Raw genomic sequence first — 12,893 nt, 5'->3', positions numbered from 1 at the left:
CGGAGTTTAATGTTGTATTAATCAACCATCCGTGATAAGAAACATCATTTCTGACCAAATCCATGTACAACAACTTCTTACAATGATATGATGGATACATAATGAAAGCGGTTGCAAATAGGGAGGCAGTAAAATGAGTAAAAAAGTTGTTGTGATTGGATCCACCAACGTTGATAAGGTTCTAAACGTTGATAAGTATGCGTTGCCAGGTGAAACACTGGCGGTCAAGAATCACCAGGAATCTCATGGTGGCGGAAAGGGTGCCAATCAGGCAATTGCTGCGGCAAGATCTGGTGCCGATACGACTTTTATCACTAAACTAGGTGATGATGAAGACGCCAAGTTCATGATGGAAGGATTTAAAAAGGACGGGATGAACCTTGATTCCGTGATTACCTCTAAAGCACAACAAACTGGTCAGGCCTACATTACCGTTGATAGTACTGGTCAGAACTCCATCTATGTCTATGGGGGAGCCAACATGGCAATGACACCGGAGGACGTTGACCAACATGAAGACGCCGTAAAGAATGCGGACCGTGCGATTGCGCAATTAGAGATTCCGGTACCAACCATTATCGAAGCATTTAAGATTGCGAAGAAAAATGAGGTTCAGACTATTTTGAACCCAGCGCCAGCCAAGAAGTTACCAGAAGAACTCCTGCAATTGACTGACATTATTACCCCTAACGAGACCGAAGCAGAAGCGCTTACTGGGATTAAGGTGATTGACGACGATTCCATGATGAAGAACGCCGAATACTTCTTTAAGCTAGGCATTAGAATGGTCATCATCACCGTGGGTGACAAGGGTTCGTTCTACGCAACCCCAGCCAGTCATGCCTTCATTCCAGCCTTTAAGGTCAAAGCTGTCGACACGACTGCCGCTGGTGATACCTTCATCGGAGCCTTGGCATCTCGACTTGATTTAAACAGTGCCAACATCAAAGATGCGATGTTGTACGCCAACCATGCCTCATCACTGACGGTGCAGGTGGCTGGAGCGCAGAACTCCATTCCTTATGAAAAGGATGTTTTGGACGTCATCAGCAAGACTTCTAAGACCAAAGAAGTGATCGAAAAAGAAAAGAAACAAGCTGCTGAATACGCTGCTGCCCAAGTTCCCAATCACATTGTGCTAGGGCTTGGATCTGGCAGTACCGCAGCCTACTTCGTCAAAGCCATTAACGAACGAATCAAAAAAGAAGGTTTGGACGTTCAGTGTGTCGCAACTTCAGTTGGCACCGAGAAATTAGCCGAGAGCCTTGGCATGCCAATGCTTGACGTTAACACCATTGATCGCGTGGACTTGACGGTTGATGGCGCCGACGCCGTTGACGACAAGCTCAACGGAATCAAGGGTGGCGGAGCTGCCTTACTGTTTGAGAAATTAGTCGCAACCATGTCAGACAAGAATGTTTGGATCGTTGATTCGACCAAGTATCACAAGACCTTAGCCGGCCAGAAGTTACCGGTTGAAGTCATTCCGTTTGGTGGGATGGGAGTCTTCCGATACTTAAATGAGGCCGGATACAAGCCGGAGTTCCGCTTCAGAGACGACGGTGACATTCTCCAGACCGACTCAGGAAACTACCTGATCGACATTACGATTCCAGAAGATGCCGATTTAACTAAGTTAGCTCATAATCTTAAAAACTACACTGGGGTTGTTGAACATGGCCTGTTCTTAAATATTTGTGACCAGTTAATTATCGGTGGCGATAAAGTGAAAGTAATTGATCGTCCGAAAAAAGAAGAAGCTAATAAATAGTTGATAAGTAAATTTCCGGATCGGCGATAAAGCTGGTTCGGTTTTTTATTTTGATTTTAAAGGTATAATGATTAGAAAATGAGTTGAGGTGATGTTTAATGACAATTAACGTTATTTTGAGTAGTTCAAGAAAGGCCAGTCTGGGGCGTCGGATCTTTAAGTATTTACGTAATCGACAGGATGATTTTGAGCGGGTTAATGATGCAAAGTATAATTTTATTAGTTTATCGGACTACGATTTGCCGTTTTTCTACGAAGATGTTGCGCCAATGGATAATCAAAATCGAATTTTAAAACCTAATGAACAAAAATGGGTGGATGACATGCAGAATGCGGACGGTTATCTCTTTTTGGTTCCCGAGTATAATCATTCGTTTCCGGCTGTTCTAAAGAATGCGCTCGACTTCTTGGCGTTTGAAGCCAAGGGCAAACCGGCCAAGATTGTTACTTATTCTAATAATTCACGGGGTGGTCAATTTTCCTATCCAGCCTTGTTACCAACGCTTGGACAACTAGGCTTGTTTACCCTGCCAAAGCCAACTTTAATTCGAAAGGTTGATAAAAATTTTGCTGACGACGGGAGCTTTTTAAAAGATGCTCCCGGTAAAACTGTGGACATAAAGAAGTTAAATCGAGCTTTTACCGAAATCGCGTTTTACGGTCAGTTATTTAAGGACCATCCCTTTAAATATGATGCCAGTATTTATGATAAATAAACAAAATTAAGATAGTTTCACATGAAACAATTTGTCAAAGCACCTGTCACTATTGGTTTGAAGTGACGTGGTACACTTATTAATCGATATTACGGTTTTTGAAGATGATGATTTACAAAAGTTAGTTTATAACTTAAAAAGCTACACAGTTGTTGAAAACTATTCTTGACCATCTGTTATCAAGGGATTATTGGTTATTATCGGTTCAAACTAGTTAATCGCCCAAAAGAAGAAATTAAAAAGAAGAATTGATATTCTTCTTTTTTTGTGAAGTTAGATCAAATTATTGTTTAAAATGCTAATCTAGTAGTGTATTATAACGATATATGATAGGTCTTTTACTTCTGGGGGATATTGGGAAAATGTATATAAAAGAAATTAAATTACATAATTTTAAATCGTTTAATGGTGATAAAAACATAGAATTTAAACCTAGTGTTAACTATATAGTTGGAAATAATAATGTTGGAAAAACGACAATTTTTGATGCTGTTAATTTTGTAGTTTCAGGTGGGAAAAAAGAATCTTATATAACAAAAGGAAAAGAGAATGAAGATGTAAGTGTATCATTAATCTTAGAAGATGTACCTGAATTTAACACTCCCTCTTTAAAAAAGTATGATCCTTATATAATAATTAAAGATCATAAAAGAGAATTAGAAATTAAACGTTCGTCCAAAGAAGAAAATATAAAAGTTGAGGGGAAAAATAAAAGTTTAGATATTAAAAAGATTCAAGTTTTGAATAAAAAAAATTCACAATTTGAAAATCCAACTGGTATAGATAAAACAATCAGAGCCCTCTTCGATCCACAGTTTGTTTACGCAGATATACATAATGAAGATTATCAGAATTTTGGGAACACAAAAATAACTGGAAAGTTAATTCAAGAGGTAACTAAGGGTTTTCAAAATAACCAAGCATTTATTGAGCTTGAAGAAGCTCACAAAAAAGCATTTGGAGAAGATGGAATAAGAAAAGAATTAAAAAATACGGAAACTAAAATTGGAGAAGTCTTAGAAAGCCAGTTTGGGGAATCGATTGTATCTTTTAAATTTGATTTTCCAGATGTTAGTGACTTATTAAAAAGAGGAGATATCTTAGTTGATGAGAATAATATAACAACTAGTATTTCTGAAAAAGGAAACGGACTACAAAGAGCGTTAGCATTGGCTATCATACAAGTTTTTGCTAATTTGAATACAAAGGGGAAGGATATACAGTATTTTATTGATGAACCTGAGATATTTTTGCATCCCAAAGCTCAAGACAAACTAATGCATTCATTAATAAAGATTGCCGATAAAGGTGGGCAAGTTTTTATTACAACACATTCTCCATATATAATTAGAAATTACCGTTCTGATAAAGATTCAATTCACATTTTAAATATTAATCAAAATAAGGAAAAAGTTATTAGTACCGTAGAAAAGTTATTATTTTCAGAAACTTCTATTGGGGAAATAACATATAAAGCTTTTGATGTTCCTACAATTGATTTTCATCAACTTTTGTTTACAACTATATATTTGAGATGGATGAAAGAAAACTCTGAAGAGAAACCTAGTATAAATAACTTTGAAAAAAAATATTTAAAAACAAGATGTGAGGATCATTGTAAACCGTTTACTGAAAGATATGTCAAAGATTGGAAACCAAAGTGTAATCATTCACTTCCATATATCATAAGAAATGAAATTGATCATCCAGAAGTATTAGAAAAAAATGAGCGATTTACAGATAAAGAGCTAAAAGATTCTATTGATTGTTTAATTAATATTTATAAGTTAGATGATATTAATCAAGATAAATAAAGTTGTATTTTTTAATATTAAATTTTTAACATAGTATTTATAAATATAGTGTAATTTCACATGAAACAATTTGTCAAAGCACCTGTCACTAGTGGCTTGAAGTGACGTGGTACACTTATTAATATAAAAATAAATTGAAATGAGGAAATTCAAATATGAAAGCAGTTGCAGTATTTTGTGGTGCGGCTCCTGGCAATGATCCGGCATACCAAGAAGCCACTAAAAAATTGGCGAAATGGTTGGTAAATCATGACCTAACACTAGTTTACGGTGGTGGAGGCGTTGGTCTCATGGGATTGCTTGCCAAGACAGTTCTAGAACTCGGTGGAGTGGTTCATGGCATCATGCCAAAAGAACTCGTTGACCGTGGTGCCAGCATGGACGGCCTCACTAGTTTAGAGGTAGTTCCCAACATGGATATTCGCAAACAGAAAATGTTAACTCAATCGGATGGTTGTATTGCACTTCCAGGTGGTCCTGGAACCTTGGAAGAGATTTCTGAAGCTTTTTCATGGGCTCGAATCGGTGATAATGATGATCCATGCGTGTTATATAACGTTCAGGGATACTACGACCCACTTAAACAAATGTTTGACGAAATGACCGACAAGGAATTTTTGACGGTGGAAGATCGCAAAAAGTTACTCTTTTCTGATTCATTGTCTGACATCTATGAATTTATGACCACATACACAGCACCAAAGATTAGAACCTACACAAAATAAGATACGAAAAAAACATCCTCACTCTTTTGGAAGTGGGGATGTTTTTTGAGTTTTATTCAATTATTAATAATAATTAATGTATATATAATGTTTTCATTGTCTACATGATGCCTTACTATTGATCTAAGGGGATGGACATTATGATAAGAAGAAAAGCTGAAAGTAATGTATGCGATAATAAAGATACTTTAGCAAATATTCAAGCCATAAATGATGCTCTTAACGGTAAAACTAATAAAATTGGAAATATTGATGATTTCGATAAGTGGGCAGACAGCTTATGATGCGTACTTAAACCATTTATTTTTTTGTTACATTCAACGGTTTATTCAACTTATCCGCTAAATTTACCACCACGATAATGATGAATAGTACCAGTGCGAACCAGAAGACGTTGTGAAAGGCGCCGAGGAGAATCTGATTGATATCACTAATGATATGGGTTGGAAGGTGAACCCCAGCCGAATTTTTCGATGAAATGACACTGTTTAGAAGTTTGCTGTTGATGGCGGGGTAACGGTTATGACCTAAATTGATTGATAGATTAAAGATAAAACCAAACACGCCGGTCATAACGGTCTGTCCCAGTGTTCTCCCCAAAGTAATCATTGAGGAAGCGACACCAACGTTGTCTTTTGGCACGATTGCCTGCGCAACAACCGTGTTCATCGTGATTACGATTCCTAGTCCGGCACCGGTAATTCCAGAAATGATGTAGAACCAGATCATTGGTAGGGAAACGGAGCTGAACACCAGAATGAGGTAGAACGCGAATTGAATAATCACGATTGGAATGGTGACGAACTTTGGAGCGAAACGCTTAATCAGCGCTCCAACGAAGAATGAAGTAATTAACCAGGCAACGGGACTTGGTGTAATTGCCAAGCCTGCAATCGTTGCTGAGACCCGGTAGATGGACTGTAACCACATTGGAAAGTAAATTTGAAAGCCAAATTGAATTCCACTCAGTAGTAAAGCCGTTAAGATTTGGGCGGAAAAAGTCCATGATTTAAATAGTTTCAGTGGAATAACAGGATCGCTGGCTTTTCTTTCGGCATGAGTGAACATGATAAACGATGTAACAATAATGACCAGTCCAATAATAATTACGACAAAGTTGATTTTTTGTTCACTCAAAAATTGAAGGGTAACTAACAGTGATACCAGAAACAAGGCCAAGTAAGTGCTGCCAAGATAGTCCATTTTGAGGGATGTTTTCTTGGTGATAGGATCTGTGTATCCAAAGTAGATTAGAATGAATACAATGATGCCCAGTGGAACGTTGATGAAGAAAATCCAGTGCCAGCTAAGTTGGTCAACAATAAAACCACCAATGATGGGACCAATTAAGGCCGAAATCCCCCACGCGGTGTTATTCCATGCCATCATGTTAGAACGTTCTTCTAGTGGAAAGGTGTCGGCGATTAAGGTAAACGTGATTGGCATAATTGCACCAGCACCAAGGCCTTGAAGGGCTCGGGCTGCAATTAACAAGCCGATATTCATTGAGAGTCCACAAGCCATCGATCCAATCGTGAACACTGCTAACCCGAAGAGAAAAATTGGCTTTCTTCCAATTCGGTCACTTAATTTACCGTAAATGGGTGTGCTTAGTGTTGTAGTTAATAGATATGTAGCGAACACCCAGCTTTGAAAAGCCAGTCCGTGTAAATTGCTTAAAATTGAGGGCAGCGCTGTAGTGACAATGGTGGTCTCGACTGATGTCATGAACGTGGCGATTAACACTGAAATGATGATGAGGACTTTTTTCTTGGTCCATTGCTTCTTTTTCTTCAAGATGATTCCTCCTAATTAGTAAAATGTATTTCGATAAGTATCGAAATTATAATTAGAATAATCCCATCTCGAATTGTTTGCAAGTATCTTTATAGCAAAATAAAAACAGAAACCTAATTAGGGCTTCTGTTCAATAACGTTATTTAAATGAATTTTGTTAATTAAATCTTGATTTACAGACAAGTATTTGGTTTGCCCAGCTTTTCTCATGTTGGTTAAACCAGCGTGTCTGAGAATTTTGAAATGGTAGGAGACGGTTGATAAGGATAGATTGAGATGGGAACTAACTTCACCACATGTCATTTCATTTTTATTTTCCATGAGAATTCTTAGGATTTTGATCCGATTTGGTTCAGAAAGAGCTTTGAAAATGCTGGCTAATTGTTGTTCGTTAGGATTATCCAAGAGACTTTCTCCTTTCACTTCATTTTAAAAATTAACTATTCCATTATTTAGAATAATTGGGTATGATTATATACAGAGCGATAATTGATTTGATCACCAATTGGAGCTTTAGTAGGTTTACTGTGTTGGACCTCATCTCCACCTTAATAATTAATGAAGAGGTGAGTCGTTTGAATACAGAGGAAAGTGGGTTATTGGGATTGTTCCACTAGCAGTAGTGGTTCTTATTATCTCGCGTGCGGCAATTAATTTTGCCAAAGCATACGCGATAATAAAAAAAGCTAATCATAAAGATTAGCCAATCACCAATAACACACTAAACCTATGCAGAAGAGATGGTAACAGCATCTCTTCTTTTTTATTTAGTATACTATTATTTTATTTCCGTCGATGAAGAATGTCAATTATTATTTAACATAAAAACCATTCCATTATTTGAGATAATTAGGTATGATTAACATATAACCATTTTGTTAACAAATGGTTTAGCAGATTTGCGTGTTATGCGACCATCACATCCTAAAAACTATCAAGGGGGTGATTAGCATGAACACGAAGAAAGTGGGTTATTGGGATTGTTCCACTAGCAATAGTGGTTCTTATTATCTCGCGTGCAGCGGTTAACTTTGCCAAAGCATATGAGATAATAAAAAAAGCTAACCATAAAGATTAGCTTTTACCCAAATAACACATAAATCTGTGCGAGAAGGGATGGTAACGACATCTCTTCCCTTTTTATTACTCTTTAATTCTATTTCTAATTTATAAACCTGTCAATTATTTTATTATTTGGCATGAAATTTTATTTTGACAATCAATACCGTTAAGCATATATTATGCAAAACAAATGGTAGGTGATTTCATGCTACATATCTTCAAAAATAAAACTTTTGAAACTCTTATAGCCTCTAGTGCATTTGAGACGATTGGGATTAGCTTGTTTAATATTATTTTGCTAATGTACGCCAAAACATTCTCGTATCCGAATATTTTTGTTTCCATCGTCTCGATTGCAACCGTCCTACCTGGATCTTTTGGGATCTTTATTGGCAGAATTGCTGATAAAACAAACCACAAGAGTCGTTCTTTAATTCTAGTTAAATTGTTTCAAGGAATTATGTATCTGATTCTTGCCAGTATCATCACAGAGAAATCTACATATATATTTTTCTTAGTTATAATTATTAACATTTTATCTGATTCAATCGGAGTTTTTAGTTCTAGTCTGACGATGCCCATTGTTCAGAGCCACATTAATGGACCAGATCAGCAGCAAACAATGGGAGCATTTCAAAGTGTTAGTACAGTTTTAGAACCGGTTGGACAAGCTATGGGACTTTGGCTTTTATCGGCTATTCACAGTTATTCAATTGCTGGATATGTTAATGCGGGGACCTTTTTTGTTTCAGCAATGATTATCTGGGGCGGAAGAGAATTCATTAATTTTAATGTCCCAAAGGAACCTACCAAATTTTTAGCAGATGAAAAGGAACAAAACGTTTTTAAAATGACACAAATCATTTTACGCTCGGCATCAGGCGTTAACGTAGTTAATTTACTTTTGTCATTGATTCTAATTAATGGAGTTGGTGCCAGTATTGACAGTGTATTAAACCTTTTTATTCTTGATAACAGAACAATTTCGTCGTTTGGATATGGAACCTCAATTTTGCTTATCAACATCTGTTTTATCGGTGGGATTGTCGCTGGTAGCTTGATCAAAAAGGATTTATTACAAAAATGGTCGCTCAAAACGATCATCATTGGTACGACAATCATGATGATTTTATTGTTTATGAATCTGATTTTCTGGAAGAATTATTTTGTTATTCTTCTTACCATTTTTATGGTTGCTTACGGTGAAGGGAAAGTCAATCCAAAATTAACTTCAAGTGTCATGAAAATTAGTGATCCCAAAATTATCGGCACGGTCTTTGGTTTTATCAGTTCAATTGCAACAGTGGCAGCACCAGTTGGGAGTGTTCTGGTTATCACTATGTATAATTTAATTGGTGGAATGATTACTTTCTCTGTTGTGATTGGAATCTGTGCTACTTCAATAGTCATAATCTTATGGGGAAAGAAAGTTCAATAGTTTCACGTGAAACAGAAAATAATTTTATCTACCAAAATTTTCTTAAGGACAACTCGTACTTATTAGTGTTGTCCTTTTTGTTTTCCCTAATTACACTGATTATTAATATTCGTTAATTAATTAATATATTGAAAATAAAAGGATATATTGAATGCATATTTAAATAAAATACGAACAATTAAAAGATATTTATTGAAAATTGTATGTATCATGATATGATTAATTTGTCTGGTACAACAATTTTTTGGGAGGGACTCGTAATGAAACTCAAGCAAGCTTTGAAATGGATCACAGCAGGTGCTGCCATTACATTTTTGTCGGTTGGATTAGTTGGATGTGGGAAACAGTCTAGTAACTACAAACCAAAGAAATTGACGGTTGGTTTTACGCCATCAGTGAACGCTGGGCAGGCCAATGCCGAAGCCAAGCCGCTCGCCAAGCAGTTAGAGAAACAGCTCCATATTCCGGTCACGGTCAAGGTTTCAACTGACGGGAACTCACTTATTCAGGCCATGGGTTCAAAGACGTTGGATGTTTCTGAAATGAACCCCGGGGACTTTGTTTTAGCGCAAAAGAATTACAAGGTGGTTCCCCTCGTTCAAGCGACGCGTCAAGCACGCGATCCAAAGACTTTACAGCTCACTAACAAGTCCTCAGATCACTTCTATTCCACAATTGTTGTCAGAAAAGACAGTGGTATCAACAATATCAACGATTTAAAGGGCAAAAAGATTGCCACTGGTACCACGAATTCAACGGCGGGTTATATTTACCCGGTCGTTGAGCTTATGAAACACGGAATTAATATTAATAAGGATGGCATCAAGACCGACGTTATCAACGGTTACGATCAGGCCGTGCTGTCCGTTTTAAACAAAAATAACGATGCTGCCTTCACCTTCCAAGGCGCTCAAACCTTAGTCCAAAAGGATAATCCGAACGTTATGAAGGATACCAAGGTCATTTATACGACTAAGGCCATTCCAAATGACGTGGTGGCTTGTCGAAGTGATATGTCGAAGTCATGGCAGAAGAAGATTGCCAAAGCCTACGAGAACATGGCGAAGACCAAAGAGGGTCACGACGTTATCTTCAAGATTTATCAAGAAGAGGGATACGTTCCGTACAAGAAGTCAGAATTTAAACAACTTCATTCGTACATGGATCAAGCCAACAAGATTAGTAAAACCAAAGAATAGGCGAGAGGGATTAAATTGAGCGATTCGGATATTTTACAAGTTAATCATGTTACCAAAACTTATCCTAGTGGTATTAAAGGATTAGATGATATTAGTTTTAACGTCAAACGAGGTGAATTCATCGCTGTTGTTGGACTATCGGGTGCTGGGAAAAGTACCCTGTTTCGTTCCATTAATCGGATGCAGGACATCAGTGACGGCGAGATTATCATCAACGGGACTGATATTTCTAAATTGAAGGGGAAAGCGCTCCGCCACTTTCGCCGAAAAATTGGGATGATTTTTCAGAGTTTCAATCTAGTGAACCGACTTACGGTTCAAAAAAACGTCTTAAGTGGAAGGGTCGGATACTATCCAATCTGGAAGACGCTCCTTGGTTTGTACACTAAAGAAGACAAGGAGAAAGCGGTTCGATCACTGGACCACGTTAACATGCTCAAAAAATTATACGATCGGGCGGGCTTCCTTTCTGGAGGACAGATGCAGCGGGTCGCCATCGCAAGAACAATGATGCAGGAGCCTGATTTGGTTCTGGCTGACGAACCGGTTGCCTCGCTTGACCCCAAGACCAGTCACGGGGTCATGCAGGATTTGAAGAATTTAAACGTCAAAGATCATGACACTGTTCTGGTTAACCTCCATTCGGTTGAACTGGCGCTTGAATTTGCCGACCGAATTATTGGAATTCGGGACGGAAAATTAGTGTTTGATAAACCAGCGGCTGACTCGACTCCAGAAGATTTGAAGGCGATTTACGAAGGAGGCAATAGCTAATGCACACTAGCGACATGCCGAAGATGTCCTTTGTCAAAAAGTATCACATAAAGGGCATCGTTGTAGTTGCCATTCTGGTCGTTTTGTTTATCTATTCCATGAAAATCTGTGGGGTTGATCCCAGCTTGTTTATCTCGAACATCGCCCAGTTTGGGGTTCTGATTGGTCAAATGAGTAACCCGGACTGGTCGTACTTTAGTTTTATCTGGGATCCGCTGGTTCAGACCGTTCAGATGGCAATTCTTGGAACCACGATTGGGACCGTCTTTGCGATTCCCGCCGCGTTTCTGGCCGCACGGAATCTTGACCACAGTAAGGTTGTTCATGGCACATCTCGGTTCGTACTGGACATCGTCAGAACATTACCATCACTGCTATTGGCAGCTATCTTGGTTGCCATCTTTGGGATTGGTCCAACGACTGGAACGATTACCCTTGCCATTTTCTCGTTTGGGATGATTTCTAAACTGTTCTATGAAGTATTAGAGACGGTCGATATGGGACCAGCTGAAGCCATGAAAGCTTCTGGTGCCAGCATCCTTCAGATTATTCGTTTGGCCATTATTCCCCAGATTGCGGGTCAGTTTTGTAGTTTCTTCCTGTACACGTTGGAAGTTAACGTTCGTTCTTCAACCGTCTTAGGATACGTTGGTGCTGGAGGACTTGGGTTGTACCTTCAACAAACCATCGATGAATTCAACTACTCCGAGACGGCGGTTGTAATTTTAGCAACCTTCGTAACGGTTCTGGTGATTGACATCCTTAGTAATTACTTGAGGAGGAAACTACAGTGACCATTCCAAAAATTAACGAGAAACAAAAACGATGGGACCGTTACAGCTGGATCATTTGGGCAATCGTCATTATTTTGGTCTATGGCTGGTGTTTCTCAGACATGAAATTTAGTCAGATTCAGGAGTCCGCTGGTACGGTCTCGAAGTCCATCTTCATGGGACTGATTCACCCCGATTGGTCTTACATCTACAACGGTAGTGGGGAGGACCTAGTGTCCCAGTTGATTATGACGCTTGCCATTGCCTTTTTGGGAACCATCATTGCCGCCGTCATCAGTGTTCCCTTTGCCTTTTTTGCCGCTCGTAGTAAGAGTAGCAAGTACAACGTAACGTCTAAGGTGGGAACCTTCCTTTTGACTGCCATTCGAGCCTTTCCTGAAATTGTTTTGGCCATTATGTTCATTAAAGCAGTTGGACCCGGTAGTTTTGCCGGGGTCATGGCGCTTGGGATTCACTCAATTGGGATGCTTGGGAAACTCTTCTCAGAATCCATTGAGGAAATGAATCACAGTTCGGAGTACTCCATCGTGGCGGCTGGTGGTAGTAAGCCGCAGGTCTTCGCACTATCGACGTGGCCGACCATCCTTCCAGCTTTGATTTCGTACACATTGTACAGTTTTGAAATCTCGGTTCGTTCCGCTTCAATCCTTGGTTTGGTTGGTGCCGGCGGAATCGGGGCGCCAATGATTATGGCATTGAATACTCGAAACTGGCCGAGAGTGGGAATCATCCTGTTTGGGATTGTCATCATGGTCATGGTGATTGATGGCTGTTCTGGCTACATTAGAAAGAAATTAATTTAA

General features: G+C 38.6%; 12 protein-coding genes. 10 read left to right on the top strand and 2 right to left on the bottom strand.

Features of this window, described 5'->3' with window-relative positions; translation table 11 throughout:
- Positions 1 to 133: 133 nt before the first annotated feature.
- The 5 genes from rbsK to AC6UDD_RS05495 all read left to right on the top strand — a co-directional run bounded on the left by rbsK (position 134) and on the right by AC6UDD_RS05495 (position 5,310).
- Positions 134 to 1,771, top strand: a complete 1,638-nt coding sequence (rbsK, locus tag AC6UDD_RS05515; protein ID WP_500719464.1) for a ribokinase — start codon at positions 134 to 136, stop codon at positions 1,769 to 1,771.
- 98 nt (positions 1,772 to 1,869) lie between these two features.
- Positions 1,870 to 2,487 (top strand): NADPH-dependent FMN reductase, encoded by a 618-nt coding sequence (locus AC6UDD_RS05510; protein ID WP_500719462.1) that lies wholly within the window; start codon positions 1,870 to 1,872, stop codon positions 2,485 to 2,487.
- A 362-nt stretch (positions 2,488 to 2,849) separates the two neighbouring features.
- On the top strand, positions 2,850 to 4,301 hold the full coding sequence (locus AC6UDD_RS05505; protein ID WP_500719459.1) for an ATP-dependent nuclease: 1,452 nt from the start codon (positions 2,850 to 2,852) through the stop codon (positions 4,299 to 4,301).
- A 155-nt stretch (positions 4,302 to 4,456) separates the two neighbouring features.
- Positions 4,457 to 5,026: an LOG family protein gene (locus AC6UDD_RS05500; protein ID WP_500719457.1), complete on the top strand. Its 570-nt coding sequence runs from the start codon at positions 4,457 to 4,459 to the stop codon at positions 5,024 to 5,026.
- Positions 5,027 to 5,166: 140 nt separating this feature from the next.
- The gene (locus AC6UDD_RS05495) at positions 5,167 to 5,310 is read left to right on the top strand and encodes a hypothetical protein (RefSeq protein ID WP_500719455.1); all 144 of its coding nucleotides are present in this window, start codon (positions 5,167 to 5,169) and stop codon (positions 5,308 to 5,310) included.
- A gap of 16 nt (positions 5,311 to 5,326) precedes the next feature.
- Here the strand turns inward: AC6UDD_RS05495 and AC6UDD_RS05490 are convergent, their stop codons facing one another.
- Together AC6UDD_RS05490 and AC6UDD_RS05485 are read right to left on the bottom strand one after the other, a co-directional pair.
- Positions 5,327 to 6,823 (bottom strand): MFS transporter, encoded by a 1,497-nt coding sequence (locus AC6UDD_RS05490; RefSeq protein WP_500719453.1) that lies wholly within the window; start codon positions 6,821 to 6,823, stop codon positions 5,327 to 5,329.
- A gap of 117 nt (positions 6,824 to 6,940) precedes the next feature.
- The gene (locus tag AC6UDD_RS05485; RefSeq protein ID WP_500695935.1) at positions 6,941 to 7,228 is read right to left on the bottom strand and encodes an ArsR/SmtB family transcription factor; all 288 of its coding nucleotides are present in this window, start codon (positions 7,226 to 7,228) and stop codon (positions 6,941 to 6,943) included.
- An 847-nt stretch (positions 7,229 to 8,075) separates the two neighbouring features.
- On the opposite strand from AC6UDD_RS05485, the gene AC6UDD_RS05480 reads away from it, so the two are divergent.
- The 5 genes from AC6UDD_RS05480 to phnE (AC6UDD_RS05460) all read left to right on the top strand — a co-directional run bounded on the left by AC6UDD_RS05480 (position 8,076) and on the right by phnE (AC6UDD_RS05460) (position 12,893).
- Entirely contained in the window at positions 8,076 to 9,323 is a 1,248-nt protein-coding gene (locus AC6UDD_RS05480) for an MFS transporter (protein ID WP_500719451.1), read from the top strand.
- 260 nt (positions 9,324 to 9,583) lie between these two features.
- Positions 9,584 to 10,522, top strand: coding sequence for a phosphate/phosphite/phosphonate ABC transporter substrate-binding protein (locus AC6UDD_RS05475; RefSeq protein WP_500719449.1), 939 nt, complete (start codon positions 9,584 to 9,586; stop codon positions 10,520 to 10,522).
- A gap of 9 nt (positions 10,523 to 10,531) precedes the next feature.
- The gene (gene phnC / locus AC6UDD_RS05470) at positions 10,532 to 11,296 is read left to right on the top strand and encodes a phosphonate ABC transporter ATP-binding protein (RefSeq protein ID WP_500719629.1); all 765 of its coding nucleotides are present in this window, start codon (positions 10,532 to 10,534) and stop codon (positions 11,294 to 11,296) included.
- Complete coding sequence (gene phnE / locus AC6UDD_RS05465) at positions 11,296 to 12,090, top strand: phosphonate ABC transporter, permease protein PhnE (RefSeq protein ID WP_500719447.1); 795 nt, start codon at positions 11,296 to 11,298, stop codon at positions 12,088 to 12,090. Before phnC ends, phnE (AC6UDD_RS05465) begins: the two co-directional genes overlap by 1 nt.
- Positions 12,087 to 12,893 (top strand): phosphonate ABC transporter, permease protein PhnE, encoded by an 807-nt coding sequence (gene phnE, locus AC6UDD_RS05460; RefSeq protein WP_500719445.1) that lies wholly within the window; start codon positions 12,087 to 12,089, stop codon positions 12,891 to 12,893. Before phnE (AC6UDD_RS05465) ends, phnE (AC6UDD_RS05460) begins: the two co-directional genes overlap by 4 nt.

It is taken from the genome of Fructilactobacillus sp. X2R1C3 (assembly GCF_059901425.1).
This window is presented reverse-complemented; position numbering and strand designations above follow the sequence as displayed.

Coding starts and splice junctions, on each gene's coding strand:
- rbsK (WP_500719464.1), top strand. CDS start 134: ATGAGTAAAAAAGTTGTTGTGATTGGATCCACCAACGTTGATAAGGTT.
- AC6UDD_RS05510 (WP_500719462.1), top strand. CDS start 1,870: ATGACAATTAACGTTATTTTGAGTAGTTCAAGAAAGGCCAGTCTGGGG.
- AC6UDD_RS05505 (WP_500719459.1), top strand. CDS start 2,850: ATGTATATAAAAGAAATTAAATTACATAATTTTAAATCGTTTAATGGT.
- AC6UDD_RS05500 (WP_500719457.1), top strand. CDS start 4,457: ATGAAAGCAGTTGCAGTATTTTGTGGTGCGGCTCCTGGCAATGATCCG.
- AC6UDD_RS05495 (WP_500719455.1), top strand. CDS start 5,167: ATGATAAGAAGAAAAGCTGAAAGTAATGTATGCGATAATAAAGATACT.
- AC6UDD_RS05480 (WP_500719451.1), top strand. CDS start 8,076: ATGGTAGGTGATTTCATGCTACATATCTTCAAAAATAAAACTTTTGAA.
- AC6UDD_RS05475 (WP_500719449.1), top strand. CDS start 9,584: ATGAAACTCAAGCAAGCTTTGAAATGGATCACAGCAGGTGCTGCCATT.
- phnE (WP_500719447.1), top strand. CDS start 11,296: ATGCACACTAGCGACATGCCGAAGATGTCCTTTGTCAAAAAGTATCAC.